At 72.5% G+C, this 16,528-nt stretch carries 10 protein-coding genes; all 10 read left to right on the forward strand.

Annotated elements, in window-relative coordinates:
- Nucleotides 1-104: 104 nt before the first annotated feature.
- The 10 genes from uvrC to FB384_RS23415 all read left to right on the forward strand — a co-directional run bounded on the left by uvrC (nt 105) and on the right by FB384_RS23415 (nt 16,487).
- Nucleotides 105-2,156: an excinuclease ABC subunit UvrC gene (gene uvrC, locus FB384_RS23370; protein WP_183786986.1), complete on the forward strand. Its 2,052-nt coding sequence runs from the start codon at nt 105-107 to the stop codon at nt 2,154-2,156.
- A gap of 56 nt (nt 2,157-2,212) precedes the next feature.
- Entirely contained in the window at nt 2,213-3,070 is an 858-nt protein-coding gene (rapZ, locus tag FB384_RS23375; protein ID WP_183787021.1) for an RNase adapter RapZ, read from the forward strand.
- A gap of 8 nt (nt 3,071-3,078) precedes the next feature.
- On the forward strand, nt 3,079-4,086 hold the full coding sequence (locus FB384_RS23380) for a gluconeogenesis factor YvcK family protein (RefSeq protein WP_183786987.1): 1,008 nt from the start codon (nt 3,079-3,081) through the stop codon (nt 4,084-4,086).
- Nucleotides 4,077-5,063, forward strand: coding sequence for a DNA-binding protein WhiA (gene whiA, locus FB384_RS23385; RefSeq protein WP_183786988.1), 987 nt, complete (start codon nt 4,077-4,079; stop codon nt 5,061-5,063). The genes FB384_RS23380 and whiA overlap by 10 nt, the downstream gene beginning before the upstream one ends.
- Before the next feature lie 176 nt (nt 5,064-5,239).
- Nucleotides 5,240-6,322 (forward strand): glucosyl-3-phosphoglycerate synthase, encoded by a 1,083-nt coding sequence (locus FB384_RS23390; protein ID WP_183786989.1) that lies wholly within the window; start codon nt 5,240-5,242, stop codon nt 6,320-6,322.
- A gap of 107 nt (nt 6,323-6,429) precedes the next feature.
- Nucleotides 6,430-8,166 carry a hypothetical protein gene (locus FB384_RS23395; protein WP_183786990.1) on the forward strand — a complete coding sequence of 579 codons (1,737 nt, stop codon included), beginning with the start codon at nt 6,430-6,432 and terminating at the stop codon, nt 8,164-8,166.
- A 113-nt stretch (nt 8,167-8,279) separates the two neighbouring features.
- Nucleotides 8,280-9,929 (forward strand): hypothetical protein, encoded by a 1,650-nt coding sequence (locus FB384_RS23400; RefSeq protein WP_323985420.1) that lies wholly within the window; start codon nt 8,280-8,282, stop codon nt 9,927-9,929.
- 56 nt (nt 9,930-9,985) lie between these two features.
- Nucleotides 9,986-10,717: a hypothetical protein gene (locus tag FB384_RS23405; protein WP_221213605.1), complete on the forward strand. Its 732-nt coding sequence runs from the start codon at nt 9,986-9,988 to the stop codon at nt 10,715-10,717.
- An 8-nt stretch (nt 10,718-10,725) separates the two neighbouring features.
- Entirely contained in the window at nt 10,726-15,168 is a 4,443-nt protein-coding gene (locus FB384_RS23410) for a coiled-coil domain-containing protein (protein ID WP_183786992.1), read from the forward strand.
- A 59-nt stretch (nt 15,169-15,227) separates the two neighbouring features.
- Nucleotides 15,228-16,487, forward strand: coding sequence for a winged helix DNA-binding domain-containing protein (locus FB384_RS23415; RefSeq protein ID WP_183786993.1), 1,260 nt, complete (start codon nt 15,228-15,230; stop codon nt 16,485-16,487).
- The last annotated feature ends 41 nt before the right edge of the window (nt 16,488-16,528 follow it).

Raw genomic sequence — 16,528 nt, forward strand, 5'->3', positions numbered from 1 at the left:
CGCACTCTGCTCTCTGCGTCGCGCACCCCGCACCCGCGACGTCGCAGGGTCGTGACCCGTGGCCCCTGACCAGGGTGTCGGCGGGTCGCCATAGAGTGGAGCCCGTGGCTGACCCGTCGACCTACCGGCCCGCCCCTGGGAGCATTCCGGACGAACCGGGCGTGTACAAGTTCCGCGACGAGCGGCGCCGCGTCATCTACGTCGGCAAGGCGAAAAGCCTGCGCAGTCGGCTGAACTCCTACTTCGCCGACCTCGCGGGGCTGCACCCGCGTACCCGGCAGATGGTCACCACGGCGGCGAGTGTCGAATGGACCGTCGTCTCCACGGAGGTCGAGGCGCTCCAGCTCGAATACAACTGGATCAAGGAGTTCGACCCGCGGTTCAACGTCCGCTACCGCGACGACAAGAGCTACCCGGTGCTGGCGGTGACACTGAACGAGGAGTTCCCCCGGCTGCACGTCTACCGCGGGCCGCGGAAGAAGGGTGTGCGCTACTTCGGCCCGTACGCCCACGCGTGGGCGATCCGCGAGACGCTCGACCTGCTGCTCCGTGTGTTCCCCGCCCGCACGTGCTCGAACGGGGTGTTCCGCCGGCACGCTCAGATCGGCAGGCCCTGCCTGCTCGGCTACATCGACAAGTGCTCCGCCCCGTGTGTCGGCCGCGTCACCGCCGACGAGCACCGCGCGATCGTCGACGACTTCTGCGACTTCCTCGCCGGCAGCACCGACAAGATGGTGCGCAGGCTCGAGAAGGCGATGGCGGAGGCCTCGGAGGGGCTGGAGTTCGAACGCGCCGCCCGGCTGCGCGACGATCTCGCCGCGCTGCGCCGCGCGATGGAGAAACAGGCCGTCGTGCTGGGCGACGGCACGGACGCCGACGTCGTCGCGTTCGCCCACGACGAGCTCGAGGCGGCCGTCCAGATCTTCCACGTGCGCGGCGGCCGGGTGCGCGGCCAGCGCGGCTGGGTGATCGACAAGGTCGAGGAGATGGACGTCGCGGCACTGGTCGAGCAGTTCCTCAGCCAGTTCTACGCCGAACAGCTCGACCTGGCCCGGGAGGCGCCGGGAGGCGGCGGGCCGACCGTGCCGCGCGAGGTGCTGGTGCCCGAGCTGCCTGCAGACGCCGAGGCCATGACCGACTGGCTGTCGGAACTGCGCGGCTCGCGGGTCCGCCTGCGGGTGCCGCAGCGGGGCGACAAGCGCGCGCTCGCCGACACGGTGGAGCGCAACGCCAAGGAGGCGTTCTCCCAGCACAAACTCCGCCGCGCGGGTGACCTCACCGCCCGGTCCGCGGCACTGCAGGAGCTGCAGGAGCACCTCGCTCTCGACACGGCGCCGCTGCGGATCGAATGCGTCGACATCAGCCACACGCAGGGCACCGACGTCGTTGCATCGCTCGTCGTGTTCGAGGACGGCGTGCCACGCAAGACCGAGTACCGCCGGTTCGCGCTTCGCGAGGCCGCCGACGAGGGCGACGTTGCGGCGATCGCCGAGGTCGTCCGGCGCCGGTTCGCCCGCTATCTCAAGGAGACGGCCGACAGCGGCAACGGCGAGACCGCCGGGGACGCCGGCACCGCGGACGCGACGCCGGGGGAACCGGCCCCCGCCGGTATTGCGCCTGCGGAAACCGACGGCGCGCAGGACGGCCCGCCGGGGATCGATCCGGAGACGGGCAAGCCGAAGAAGTTCGCCTACCCGCCGAATCTGCTGGTCGTCGACGGCGCCGGACCGCAGGCGACGGCGGCGTCCGACGTCCTCGCCGAGCTCGGCATCACCGACGTGGCCGTGGTCGGCCTCGCCAAACGCCTCGAAGAGGTCTGGCTGCCGTCCGACGACGAGCCGGTCATCCTGCCGAGGACCTCGGACGCGCTGTACCTTCTGCAGCGAGTGCGCGACGAGGCGCACCGGTTCGCCATCCGGTACCACCGGGAGAAGCGCGGCAAACGGGTGCAGGCCTCCGAGCTGGACGGGGTGCCGGGACTCGGGCAGGCGAGGAAGTCGGCCCTGATCAAGCACTTCGGTTCGGTGAAGAAGCTCAAGCAGGCCAGTGTCGACGACATCGCACAGGTGCCGGGCTTCGGGAAGCGGACCGCCGAGGCCGTGCACACGGCGCTCACAGGGGGACAGAACATGGAGCGAGGGGAGTCAGACCAGTGAACAGTGCGGCAGCCGACAGAGCCGACGCGGCCGACGAGGACGGCCGGGGCTCGGGCATGGAGGTCGCGGTCGTCACCGGCCTGTCCGGGGCCGGCCGGAGCACGGCGGCGAAATGCCTGGAGGACCTGGGCTGGTTCGTCGTGGACAACCTGCCGCCGGAACTGATCTCGACCATGGTCGAGCTCGGCGCGCAGTCGCGGGGTGCGATCACGAAGGTCGCGGTCGTGATGGACGTGCGGTCGCGGGCGTTCACCGACGACCTGGCTTCGGTCATCAAGGGTCTGGACATGCGCGGGTACAAGCCGCGAGTCCTGTTCCTGGAGGCGACCGACGCGGTGTTGATCCGCCGGTTCGACCAGGTGCGGCGGGGACATCCGATGCAGGGGGACGGCAGGCTCGTCGACGGCATCGGCGCCGAGCGGGCGCTGCTGGAACCGCTGCGGGCCGAGGCGGACCTGCTGCTGGACACCTCGTCGCTGTCGGTGCACGATCTGCGCGCCAAGATCGAGGACGCGTTCGGCAGCGAGGCGTCCGCGCAGACCCGGGTGACAGTGCTCTCGTTCGGCTACAAGTACGGTCTGCCGATGGACTCCGACCTCGTAATGGACGTGCGGTTCCTGCCCAACCCGTTCTGGATCCCCGAGCTGCGGGACCACAGCGGCCTGGACACCGAGGTGCGCAATTACGTGCTCGGCCAGGAGGGGGCGGAGGAGTTCCTCGACCGCTATCAGGACCTGCTGCGGTTGATCGGTGCCGGATACAAGCGCGAGGGCAAGCGGTACCTGACGCTCGCGATCGGTTGCACCGGCGGCAAGCACCGCAGCGTGGCGATCTCGGAGGAACTCGCGAACCGGCTGTCCAAAGAGGATGGAACGGCCGTGAAGGTGGTGCACCGGGACCTGGGCCGGGAGTGAACACGGAGATGCGCGCGGTCGCCCTGGGCGGGGGTCACGGTCTGCACGCCACGCTGACGGCGTTGCGGCGGCTCACCGACGACGTCACGGCGGTGGTCACGGTCGCCGACGACGGCGGATCGTCGGGACGGCTGCGCCGCGAACTCGGCCTGCTGCCGCCGGGAGACCTGCGGAAGGCGCTGGCCGCACTGGCCGCGGCGGACGACGGCGGCGCGCGGTGGGCCGAGGTGTTCCAGCACCGGTTCGGCGGTAGCGGCGCGCTGACCGGCCACGCGGTCGGCAACCTGCTGCTGGCCGGGTTGTTCGAGGTGCTGGGCGACCCCGTGGCCGGGCTCGACGAGGCGGCCCGGCTGCTGGGCGTCTCCGGCCGCGTGCTGCCGATGTCGACCGACCCGCTCGACATCGAGGCCGAGGTCACCGGCCTCGAACCCGACGGCGCGGTGAGCCGCATCCGCGGGCAGGTCGCCGTCGCCAGCACCCCGGGGCAGGTCCAGCGCATCACCCTGCACAGCGTGGTGCCGGCCGACAGTCCGGGAGCGGGCGCAGGCGTGACGCCCGCAGTGACGCCCCCGCAGGCGTGCCGGGAGGCCGTCGACGCCGTGCTGTCCGCGGACGCGGTGTTCCTCGGCCCGGGGTCGTGGTTCACGAGCGTGCTGCCGCACCTGCTCGTGCCCGAGCTGCACGACGCGCTCGTGAAGACGTCCGCCACGAAGATCGTCATTCTCAACCTGGTGCCGCAGCCGGGGGAGACGGCGGGCTTCTCACCCGAACAGCACCTGGACGTACTCTTCCAGCACGCTCCCCGGCTCGGAGTGGACGCCGTGATCGCCGACCGCGATTCGGTGCCAACGCCGGCGCGGCTGCGTTCGGCGGCCGCGGCGCTGGGCGGGCGTGCACATCTGGCGTCGATCGCCGCCCCCGGTGCGGTGGGGCGGCACGATCCGGATGCGCTGGCCGGTTGTGTGCGAGACGCGCTCGGTGCGACGAGCGCGAAGGAGGGGCTCTCATGGCGATGACCGCTGCGGTCAAGGACGAACTCAGCCGGCTCGAGCTGACCAAGGTGAGCCCACGGCGGTCCGAGGTCGCGGCGATGCTGCGGTTCGCGGGCGGGCTGCACATCGTGGCGGGCCGGGTCGTCGTCGAGGCGGAACTCGACACCGGTTCGGTGGCCCGGCGGCTCCGTAAAGAGGTCCACGAGCTGTACGGGCATCAGGCCGAAGTGCACATGATCACCTCGGGTGGGCTGCGCAAGGGCAACCGGTACGTGGTGCGCGTGGTCAAGGACGGTGAAGGGCTCGCGCGGCAGACCGGCCTGATCGATCAGCGCGGCCGCCCGGTGCGCGGTCTGCCCGCGCCGGTGGTGTCCGGCGGGATCGCCGATGCCGAGGCTGCGTGGCGCGGGGCGTTCCTGGCCCACGGTTCGCTGACCGAACCGGGACGCTCGTCGTCGCTCGAGGTCACGTGCCCCGGACCGGAGGCTGCGCTGGCGCTCGTCGGCGCGGCGCGCAGGCTGGGCATCCAGGCCAAGTCGCGGGAGGTGCGCGGGGCCGACCGGGTCGTGGTCAGGGACGGCGACGCCATCGGCGCGCTGCTGACCCGCCTGGGTGCGCATTCGAGCGTGCTGGCGTGGGAGGAGCGGCGCATGCGCCGCGAGGTGCGGGCGACCGCGAACCGCCTCGCCAACTTCGACGACGCCAATCTCCGCCGATCGGCCAGGGCCGCCGTGGCTGCGGCCGCCAGGGTGGAGCGGGCCATGGAGATCCTGGGCGAGGACGCCCCGGACCACCTGCTCACGGCGGGCAGGCTGCGGGTCTCCAACCGGCAGGCCTCGCTCGAAGAGCTCGGTCAGCTCTCCGACCCGCCGATGACGAAGGACGCCGTCGCGGGCCGGATCCGCAGGCTCCTCGCCATGGCGGATAAGAAGGCGGCCGATCTGGGTATCCCCGATACGGAGTCGGCTGTGACCGCGGAGATGCTCGACGAGGAAGTGTGACTACGCGCACGTTACCCGGGCCGCGCGGCGACCGTGATCTCGTAACGTAGCGGTTGCGCGGCCGAGCCACGGCCGGAAACGCGGCGCCCCGACGCTCGGGGGCGAACGGTTCGTACCTCATCCCGGAAAGCCGCCCGCGGCGGAACACGATCGGGTTCGACGAAAGGGGGCATCACGTGCACGCGACCGGTACAGGCTTCGACGGCACCGAACTCGCCGTCTCACCCGAGATCGGGACGTGGCTCGAACACCGGTCCGGCCGAGCCGACGATTGGACGGCCGCGGACCTCGTGACCGCCAAGCGCGGGCGCACCGTGAGCGTGGTGATCCCGGCCAGGGACGAGGACGAGACGGTCGGCGGGATCGTGCGCACGATCCGCACCGAACTGGTCGAGCGGGAGCCCCTCGTCGACGAGATCCTCGTGGTCGACTCGCACTCGCAGGACGCGACCGCCGAGGTCGCCGCGGACGCGGGTGCCGCCGTGGTCGCGCAGGACGACGTGCTGCCCGCGCTGCCGCGCCACCGGGGCAAGGGTGATGCGCTGTGGAAGGGTCTCGCGGCCAGCCACGGCGACCTGGTGGTGTTCGTCGACGGCGACCTCTACGACTTCACCGCGGGGTACGTGACCGGCCTGCTCGGGCCGCTGCTCACCCGGCCAGACGTCGACTACGTCAAGGGCTTCTATCATCGCCCGCTCGCCGGGGAGGGGCGCAGGGAGGTCGACGGCGGGGGCCGCGTCACCGAGCTCGTCGCGCGGCCGCTGCTGAACATGTTCTGGCCGCAGCTGTCCGGGTTCGTGCAGCCGTTGGCGGGCGAGTACGCGGGCCGGCGCGAGGTGCTGGAGGCCATCCCGTTCGTCACGCACTACGGCGTCGAGATCGGCCACCTCATCGACCTGGTGGAGTGGCGGGGCCTCGACGCGCTCGCCCAGGTCGATCTGGGACACCGCACGCACCGGCACCAGACCACGCAGGCGCTGGGCCGCATGTCCGCGCAGATCATCCTGACGATGCTGGACCGCCTGACCCGGCACGGCCGGCTGTCGATGCCGGTGCCGCCCGCGACGTTGCTGGCCCAGTTCCAGCGCAGCGTGACCGGACCGGGCAGCGGTGTCGAGCGGGACCTGGTGCTGACCGACCTGACCCTCGAGGAGCGCGATCCGCTCGCGGCCGTCACCCGCGACACCGGCGACGCCGGGGGCGGCGACGTGGCCGCGCCGACGTCGGAGTGCGGCGGCGCTCTGCGCCGGACGGCCTGACCCGCGAGGCGGCTGACGGGCGCGGCATCCGGACGTCACCGGTCCGATCCCGCGCCGCGCCCGGGGGCCTGCGCGGGAGTCAGGGGCCGGGTTGCTAGCTTCCTGACGTGCTCGCTCCCGCGCTGTTGAAGCGCCGTGCCCTCGAACTCGGCCGCCATCACTGGCTCTTCCTCGTGGTGTTCGTCGCCGGTCTCGGCCTGCGTGCGGCCGCCTGGTTGGCGTACCCGCCCGCGTTGCTGTACGGCGATTCGTTCCGATACCTGGACAACGTCGGCACGCATAACCCGACCGGCCTGCACCCGATCGGCTACGACCTGTTCGTCCTCGAACCCGTGCTGGCGGTCGGCGGGCTGGGTCTCGTGTCGTTCCTGCAGCACGTCGTCGGCTTGGGCTGCGGCCTCGCGCTCTACGCACTGGCCCGCCGGCTGGGGGTGCGCCGGAACTGGCTGGCGGCACTGGCGGCGGCACCGGTCCTGCTCGATGCCTACGAGGTGCAGATCGAGCAGATGATCATGTCGGACGTCTGGTTCCAGGTCATCCTGGTCGCGGTGCTGTGGCTGCTGCTCGGCACGAAGCGCGGCGGACAGCCGCCGGTGTGGGCGACCGCCGTGGCGGGTGTGCTGTTCGGCGTCGCGGTGATCTTCCGGATGGTCGCGCTGCCGCTCGCGTTGCCCGCCGTGGTGTTCCTGCTCATCGCGGGCGGCGTCTGGCGGCGCTGGGGTACCTGGGCGGCGTGGCGCACGATCCTCGTGCGGGTCGCCACGCTCCTGCTGCCGTTCGCGCTCGTGGTCGTCGGCTACGGCGCCTACTACGCGAGCTGGTCGGGTCACTTCGCGCTCAGCCCGTCGACCGGCAACGTGCTCTACGCCCGAGGCGCCGTGGTGGCCGACTGCCAGAACCTGGAGCTGGCGGAGCGGCTGCGCCCCGCGTGCCCCGACGAGCCGCTGGACGAGCGGATGGGCAGCGACCGGTACGCGCACATCGGCGCGGACGACGAGTGGCGGGCGCAGTGGCCGGAGGGCACGAACATCGTCCGGATCCAACAGGACTTCGGCAAGGAGGTCATCCGGCAGCAGCCGTTCGACGTCGCCGTCGCGATCATGACCGACTTCCTCAAGGGCTTCCGGGGCTGGCGCGTCGACACCCCGGGTGACGTCTCGGTGGAACGCTGGCACTTCCAGTCCACGTACCAGTTCTACAACCACGAGGAGAAGAGCCGGGAGTACGCGCTCCGCTACAGCGGCGAGGAGCCCGAGTCGCGGCCGACGCTGGGCACGGCGCTGCGCTGGTACCAGCTGTTCGGCGGCTTCACACCGGGCAACGTGCTCGGTGTGGCGCTACTGCTCGCGCTGGCCGCCGGTCTCGGGGTGACCCGCAGGGCACGGGCCAGCGGCCTGCGCTCGGCGATGTTGTTGCCTGCCGGCATGGCACTGGTGTCGCTCGGTGGCGCCGCGGCGTTCGAGTTCTCGTGGCGCTATCAACTGCCCGGCATCACGCTGCTGCCGTTGGCGGGCGTGCTCGCCCTGACGGCGTTGCTGCGGCACCGGAAGCGGCGTGACGCCGATCCGGTCGGCGTACCCGCGCCCGACGGCGGTCCCATGGACGGCGCCGGACAGCGGCACTCCGGTGGCAACGGGCGGGTCGGTCCGGCTGCGGGTGACGGCAACGGCGTCGGAAAGGGCAACGGCGTCGGGAACGGGGCCGCTCACGGCGACGGCGCCGTGAGCGGTAACGGTCACCGCGAGCCCGCGCACGGATCCACCGGCGAGGCGGCAGCCGAGTCCCCGGACGACGAGACCGGCCGGGGCGAGGTTCCCGCGGAGACCGGCCCGGAACGGGGTTGATCCGGCCGACGCGGAAACGACCCTCGCCGGTCCGGCAACCGGTGGGCCCGAAGAAGACGGGAGCGCGGTTCCCCGCCGGAAGCGGCGCGGCGCGGCTGCCTTAACCTCACACCGTGCGAGCTGACGAGACGACCGCCGACCCCGACGAGGGGCTCGCGCGCCGGCTGAAGGCACTCGCGTGCACCGCGCCGTTGCACGACCTGGACGCGCGTAAGTCCAAGCTCGACTGGGCCGATGCGACCGTCTACCAGATGGCCGAGATCGGGCTGCACACGATCGACCAGGTCACGATCGCGATGGACTTCGACACCGGCGCCGACCACCACCAGGTCACCCGCCGGCTGCTGCCGTTCATCGCGGCGCAGGCGCCCGATCGCACCACCGACGAGCACACGCGGGTGGCCCGGTGGGTGCTCGACAACCTGATCAACGTCGGCACCACCGATCGCGGGTTCCGCCGCGTGTACGGAGCCGTCGACGCCGACGGGCGGTACCGCAGGCGGGCGTTCGACTTCAAACTGCTCGTCGAACTGGCCGCGCCGGACGGCGAGGTGTACCTGCGTGCGACGGACGAGGCGATCAACGTGCTCGTCGGTGCGCTGGACACCGACGTCGAATCGGCCCACATCGCCGCCGAGGTCAAACTCGAGAACCTGATCACGCGCGGCAGGCTGGCCGACGCGAAGCTCGCCGCGGAGCAGGCGCGCTACCGCACCGTGCAGTACGGCGAGATCCTGCGCGCCAAGCTCGACGCGACCCGGCGTGACGTGCGGTCGGTCGACTGGGAGCGGGAGTTGCCCGAGCTGCTCGACTCCGCGCTGACGCACATCGAATCCCGGTTCCGCGCGGAGACGGCGATCCTGAAGAACATCACGGCCGCCAGGGACGAGGCGGAGGACCCCGACCACAAGCGCCGTGCCGCCGAGCTCGTCGACATCGTGGCGGACTGCATCCGCAGGCACACCCAGCTGCAGAACCGGTTGCAGGCGGCGGGTGCGGTGTTTCGCGCCGAACAGGACCGGCAGCAGTTCTCCGGCCCGGCTCAGCGCGCCGCCGTCGACGTGTTCGGGCAGTTGCTCACGCCGACCCTGGACCTGCCGCTGGCCGACGCCCTCGCGCCCGTCGAGGCGTACTTCCGGGCGGGGACCGGAACCACGGTGCCGAGCGTGCCGTCCCTGCCGTCGCTGGTGTCGCTGCTGCTGCGGCCCGCTCCGGAACGCGAGCACGTCGTGGGTGAGGTGCCGGATCCCGAGCTGCAACCGGCCGAGGACACCGACGCGTTCACCGACGAGCAGTGGCGGCAGGCCGATGCGCTGCTCGACCTGCCCGAGGTGCCGCGGCGGCTCTCCGGCCTGCTGGAGGAGGCCCGCAGCGCCGACCCGGCCGTCGCGCGGCTCGTCGCCCTGCGTGCCGTGCACGCGTACGGTCCCGAGGTCGGCGGTGCGCTGCGGCAGTCGCAGGGGTCGGTGCTGCTGGCCGTCGACGACGGCACCGAACTGGACGACCCCGAGATCGGCGGTGCCGACCTGCTGCTGATGGCCGCGGTCGTCGACGGCGACCCCGCGGGTGAGGACCCCGGCACCGGCGAGACCGGCACGGAAGCCGATGAGCCCGCGGGCGACGGCGAGGACCAGGCGGGCAGCGGCGGAGCGGAGCGCGAGCCCGCGCTGTTCGACGACACCGAGGCCATCGACGACACCGAGGCCATCGAGGACACCGAGGCCATCGACGACACCGAGGCCATCGAGGAGGCTGCTCTGTGAGCACGGGACATGCGTCGGCCGACGCCGAGGCGGCGGCGCGGCTGCTCGCCTTCGGCATGCGGCCCAAACTCGTGCCGGGACGGGACGTGGTCTACGCGGACCTCGTGCGGCGTTACGGCGAGGACAGCGCGTTCAAGCAGCTCACCCACTCCGTGGCGGCGGGGCTGGGACTGCTGGTGCTCGAGGTGAACGCCCAGGCGGGCGCGGTGCTGGCCGCCACCGACGAGTCGATCTTCGAGATCAAGATGGACAGCTACGCGCGGCAGTCGAAGATCCGGGAACGGCGAGACACGGAGAAGGTCCTGCACGGGCTCATCCACCTGGCGACGGCGGCGCTGGGATATCCGAGACCCGACGACCTGGCCAACGACACCTACATCGGCAGGGTGAGTGTCGAGCAGGTGGACGGGGTCGTGCGGGAGGCGTGCCGGATCCTCGACGAACGGGCCGCGGCGAACACCGACCCGCTCGCCGACGCGCCGGAACTGGAACAGGCGTGGCGCGCGTACGCCCGCAGGCCCGCCGCCGCGGCGACCAAGGACGGCAGGCTCGCCCCGGACACCACGCGCGGGATGGTGACGCGGGCGCTACGGTTCCTGGCCGAGCAGGGATTCCTCGTCCCGGTGAGTTCCGAGCAGGGCGGGACGTACCGGACGACGCCGCGTTACCAGGTGCAGGTGCGCGAGCTGGCGGCCGACGCCGCGTTCGACGAGCTGCTCGCACTCGGGGTCGTCTCGGTCCCGGGTGAGGGTTCGACGCTGCGGGCGTCGGCCACCGACACGCTGTAGGGGAGTGGATGTACGAGCTGTCGCGGGTGCGGCTGCACTCGGTGGGCCCGAGCGGTGCGCGGTACCAGGACGTCGTGCTGGACTTCTCCGGCGTCGGCGACGTGGTGGCCACGCCGACACAGGATGCGCTGTTCGGCGCGGGCATCCACCATGCCGAGGGCGGGCCGCCGCGTCGCCCGTCACCGGCGAGCGTGCTGTTCCTGGAGAACGGCGGCGGGAAGTCGGTGCTGATCAAGCTGATCTTCTCGGTGATGCTGCCGGGCAGGCGGCAGGTCGTCGGCACGACCAACACACGCGTGCTGGAGAAGTTCGTCGGCTCGAAGGACGTCGCGCACGTGGTGCTCGAATGGCAGCACGTGGAGACGGGCGAGCGGTTGATCACCGGCAAGGTCTCCGAGTGGCGCGGCCACGTGGCCTCGTCGGACCCGGCCAATCTGGTCGACTCGTGGTACTGCTTCCGCCCCGGTGCGGACGTCGGCCTGGAGTCGCTGCCGCTGACCGCCGAGGGCAAACTGCTGACGATGTCCGGGTTCCACGACTGGATGACGTCGCTGCACGGGGACGTGCCCGAACTGCAGCTGTTCTGGACCCGCAGGCACCACGAGTGGACCGAGCGGCTCGACCAGCTCGGCCTGGACACCGAGTTGTTCCGCTACCAGCGCGCCATGAACGCGGGCGAGGGTGAGGCGGCGGACGCGTTCGCGTTCAACACCGACGAGGCCTTCGTCGAATTCCTGCTCCGTGCGGTGATCACCGAGGACGAGCCGAAGGACCTCGCCGACGTCGTGGTCACCTACGCCGACAATCTCGCCCAGCGCGGTGAGCTGATGACCGAGCGGGACTTCGTGGCCGGTGCTCTCGATGCGCTCACGCCGCTGATCGACGAGGAGAAGCTCGCGGCGGCGGCGCGGAAGCTCGCCGACGCGGCCCGCGCGGAACTCGAGACCCTCGCCGGTGAGGTCGCGGGTAGGAACGCCGCCGAGTCCGAACGGCTCGAGACGCTGACCGCGCACGTGCAGGAGGTCTCCGACGCCGAACGGCTCGCCGAGGGTGATCATCGGCGCAAGCAGGCCGTGCTCACCGAGTTGCGCAGGCAGGTCGCGGCGATGCTGCGGGAGGAGGCGCAGGCCGAATCCGAGCGCATCGACGCCGAGCTCACGGAGGCGAAGACCCTCGCGGAGGCGTGGCGGGAGACCGGAACCGTGCTGACGCACCTGGGCGCCACGCGGAAGGCCGCCGACATCCGTGAGCTCGTCGGCAGCAGGGAGGAGAAGGCGCGGCCCGCGCTGGAGGCGAAGAACGCCGCCGCGACGGCGCTGGCGCGCGGCCTGCTCGGCCTGGCGCGGGAAGCCCAGCAGCAGGCTGAAGAGGCGGACCGGCAGGCGACCCAGCTGCAGGCCGAGGCCGAGGACGCGCAGCGGGAACGGGACGAGGCGACCTCGGCGGCCGCGAACCGCCGCGCCGAGGCCGACGGGCTGACCGCACGGCTGGACGAGGTGCGGGCGGAGATCGCGCAGGCGACCGCCGACGGGTTGGTGAGCCACGGTGCGGACGTCGCCGAGGCGGCCCGGACGGCCGCGGCCGAGGGCGAGGAGGCGACCGCCGAGCTGGCCAGGAGGGAAGCGGAACTGGAGCGCGTCGCCGAGGAGCTCGGCGCCGCCCAGACCGCCGCGCACGAGGCGCAGCGGGAGGCCGCGAGCGCCCGCGACCGTGCCCAGCGGGCGGCCGAGGAACTCACGCGCGCGCACCGCCGCACCGACGCGCTCGCCGCGGAGCCGCGGCTGGCCGAGCTGCTCGGCACCGACACCGTCACGCTGGAGACCGACACGCCGGCGGTGCTGGAGCGGCTCGCCGAGGCGCGCGGTGAGGCCGAACGCGAGCAGACGACGCTGCGGATGGAGGAGTCGCGGGACGAACGCGCGCTGGGAGCGCTCGGCTCGGGCGGCCTGTTGCCCGCGCCCGAGGAGCTGCAGGCCGCGCTCGAAGTCCTCGAACAGGCCGGCATCACGGCGTGGTCCGGCTGGCGCTACCTGTCCACGCTCGACGCCTCGACGCGCGCGGACGCGGTGCAGCGGGCACCGCAGCTGGTGTCGGGCGTGCTGCTCAACGACCCGGCCCAGCTCGGCCGTGCCCAGGAGGTCCTGACCGAGCACCGGCTGCTGCCCGGTGCGGCCATCGCCGTGGGCACCACCGCGGCGCTGGCCGACCGTGATCTCGACGAGGCACCCGGGGTCGCGTTCCTCGTGCCGCCGAACCCCGCGATGTACGACGAGGACGCGGCCGACGCGGAACGCGAGGCCATCAGCCGCCGCCAGCACGACCGGCAGCGCCGGCTCGCCGACCTGGAGGAGTCGATCGGCCGCGACGCCGCGCTGACGTGGAAGCTCTCCGCCTGGCGCGAGGACTACCCGCCCGGCAGCATCGCCGTGCTGGCCGAGCAGTCCCAGGAAGCCGAGACGGCACGGGATGCTGCCGAGCGGGCGGCCCAGGAGGCCGAACAGGCCGCCGGGCGGCTCACCGAGAAGCGCGACGCGCTGCGGGAACGGGTCCCGGCGTTGCGGACGGAGGCCCGCCGCGCCGAGGACGCCGCGCGCACGCTCGACGATCTCGCGGGCCGCACCGGCCGGATGGCGCAGTGGACCGAGGAGGCGGAGCGGGCCAGGGAAGCGGCCGGGCTGGGGGACCAGCGCGCCGACGACGCCGCGGCGCGGGCAGCCCGGCTGCGGGAGCAGGCCGCCGAGCACCGGCGCACGGCCGACGGCCACCGGCGTACCGCGACCACCGCACGCGGTGAACTGGCGGAGGTGCCCGGCGGCGGATCCGTGTCGGCCGACGACCCGGTGCCCGCGGAACCGGTCGACGCGCTGCGCCGGGCGTTCACGTCCGCGTCCGAGGCCTACTCCCGGGTCGAAGTGGGCGGTGACCTGCGGGCCGAACTCGAGCAGGCCGAAGCGGCCGAGTCGGCGGCCAGAGCCGCACTGGAGAACCTCGACGAGGACGTGCGCGCCCGTGCGGCCGAGCTCCTCGACACGCCCGACGGCTCGGACTCGTCGGCGCGCGCGGCCGCCCAGGCGCGTGCGGTGCGGACCGTGGAGACCCTGGAGGCCGAACGCACCGAGGTGATCGGCAGGCTCGCCACCCGGACGGCCGAGCTGGAACAGCTGCCCTCACCGTCGGGGCCGCTGGACACGGTGACCCGACCGCGGGACGTCGACCATGGCCGGGAGCTCATCGACGAGGCAGGCGACGAGGTGTCGGCCGCCGCGAGGGAGTGGGAGGAGCTGCAGCAGCGGCACGCGGCCGCGCAGGCCTCCCTCGACGCGGCGAAACAGAGCGCCTCCGGTTTCCGGCTGCTGGCCGAGTCGCTCGCGGCGTACGTACCCGCGGGCGAGCCCGCACGGGCGTTCGACGGTGACGTGGAGGAGGCGCAGGCCCGGGCCACCGAGCTCACCGGACGTCTCACCTCGGCGCAGCAGCAGGTCGACGAGGCCGCCGCACGGGTGCGGGCCGCCGCCGACACGCTGGCGCAGTACGCCACGGAGAAGCGGTTCGAGCAGCTGGACACGCCGGTGCGGCAGCAGGTCGTGTCCGTCCGCCGCGACAGCCTGCCCGAGCACGCGCAGGAGTGGGCCGAGGCGCTGCGGCCGCGGCTGCGGACGCTCACCGACGACCTCGCGCAGATCGACCGCCACCGCTCCGGCATCGTCACCCGGCTGCAGAGCATGGTCGAAGGCGCGATCCGCACGTTGCGCTCCGCGCAGCGGGTGTCGCGGCTGCCCGACGGGCTCGGGGACTGGTCCGGCCAGGAGTTCCTCCGCATCCGCTTCACCGAGCTCGACGACGCCGAACTCGCCACGGCCCTTGGCGAGGTCGTCGACGAGGCGGCGGTCGGCAAGACCGCAGACGGCAGGGACGTCAAACGGGACGGGCTGTCACTGCTGCTGCGCGGGGTCCGCGCCGCGGTGCCGAAGGGCTTCCGCGTGGACATGCTCAAACCGGATTCGGTGCTCCGCACCGAACGCCAGCGGGTATCGGAGATCCGCGACGTGTTCTCCGGCGGCCAGCAGCTCACCGCGGCGATCATCCTGTACTGCACCCTCGCGGCGCTGCGGGCCAACAACCGCGGCCGGATGCGGAATCCGCACTCGGGCGTGCTGTTCCTCGACAATCCGATCGGCCGCGCCTCGGCCGGTTATCTGCTGGAGTTGCAGCGCGCCGTCGCGAGTGCACTGGGGGTGCAGCTGGTCTACACGACCGGCCTGTTCGACGCGGGGGCGCTGTCGGAGTTTCCGCTCATCGTGCGGTTGCGCAACGACGCGGACCTGCGGGCGGGCCGCAAGTACCTGTCGGTCGACGCGACGATGCGCAAGCAACTCGAGGAGCTGCCCGAACCCGACGGCACGGCCCGGCTGACGTCGACCCGGGTGTACACGAAGTCGGCGGCGGGCTGAGCGGCACGCCTCGGGCTGACCGGCCCGTGCTTGTCGGGGACCGCTGGTAGACACGGCCCGTGACCCCGACCATGACCACGGCCGAGCGGCGGGCGCGTCTCGCGTGGCGCCATTTCCTGAGCGCACCCGCCGACAGCGTCGCAGCGATCGCCGAGGGCGTGGTCGCGTTCCACGCCACGGACCCGGCCAGCGTGTACCTCGCCGCGGCGGCCCGCCTCGCCGAGTCCGGACCCGGCGGCCACGCCGTCGATGCGGTCGGCGCGGTGGAACACGCGCTGTACGAGGATCGTTCCGTGCTGCGGATGCTCGGCATGCGCCGCACGATGTTCGTCGTCGGCCGCGGCGTCGCGCCCCTCGTGCAGGCTGGTTGTGCCGTCGACATCGAGCGCAAGCAACGGCGACTGCTGTTGCGCCACCTCGAACAGACCGGTATCCCGCATCTCGACCGTTGGCTGGCCGACGTCGAGGACACCACGGTCGAGGCGCTGCGGGCGCGCGGGACGGCGCGGGCGGCGCAACTGGCCGAGGACGAACCCCGCCTGCGTACCGAGATCGTCATGGCCGCGGGCAAGCCTTACGAATCGACCACCTACATCACCAACCGGGTGCTGTTCCTGCTGGCGGCAGCCGGCCGCATCGTGCGTGGCCGCCCCGGCGGATCGTGGCTGTCCACGCAGTACGAATGGTCGCTCACCGACGACTGGCTACCCGGCGGCATGTCCGGGCCGGAGCCCGAGGAGGCGCGGACCGTGTTGCTGCAGCGGTACCTAAGGGCCTACGGCCCGGTGCGGGAGGCCGACATCCGCTGGTGGACCGGATGGACGGCTGCGCAGACCCGCCGAGCGCTGGCCGGTGCCGCCGCCGCGACGGTCGACCTCGACGGCGCGCCCGCGTTCGTGCCCGCCGGAGACGTCGAACCGACGCTCGAACAGGAGCCGTGGGTGGCGCTCCTGCCCGCGCTCGATCCGACACCCATGGGCTGGAAGGATCGCGACTGGTTCGTCGGGCCGCACCGCCCGGCGCTGTTCGACCGCAACGGCAACATCGGCCCGACGATCTGGTGCGACGGCCGCGTCGTCGGCGGCTGGGCCCACCGGTGGAACGGCGAGGGCACCGCGGGAGAGGTCGCGACGCGGCTGCTGGAGGACGTCGGCGCCGAACGGACGGCACTGGTGGCGGCCGAGGCCGAACGGCTCACGCAACGGTTGTGCACCTGGCTGCCCGATGCCGTGGTCGTGCCGCGCTTCCGGACCCCGGTGGAACGGGAACTGAGTGCGGTCGGCGGGCATCCGGCGTCACCGGGTGACCGGGCGATGTGACCTGAGCGATCTTGAACGATTTCTGCAAGGTTCAAGGTGCG

The sequence above is a fragment of the Prauserella sediminis genome (assembly GCF_014195435.1).
Classification (GTDB): Bacteria; Actinomycetota; Actinomycetes; order Mycobacteriales; family Pseudonocardiaceae; genus Prauserella; species Prauserella salsuginis.

Coding starts and splice junctions, on each gene's coding strand:
- whiA (WP_183786988.1), top strand. CDS start 4,077: ATGGCGATGACCGCTGCGGTCAAGGACGAACTCAGCCGGCTCGAGCTG.
- FB384_RS23410 (WP_183786992.1), top strand. CDS start 10,726: ATGTACGAGCTGTCGCGGGTGCGGCTGCACTCGGTGGGCCCGAGCGGT.
- FB384_RS23380 (WP_183786987.1), top strand. CDS start 3,079: ATGCGCGCGGTCGCCCTGGGCGGGGGTCACGGTCTGCACGCCACGCTG.
- FB384_RS23405 (WP_221213605.1), top strand. CDS start 9,986: ATGCGGCCCAAACTCGTGCCGGGACGGGACGTGGTCTACGCGGACCTC.
- rapZ (WP_183787021.1), top strand. CDS start 2,213: ATGGAGGTCGCGGTCGTCACCGGCCTGTCCGGGGCCGGCCGGAGCACG.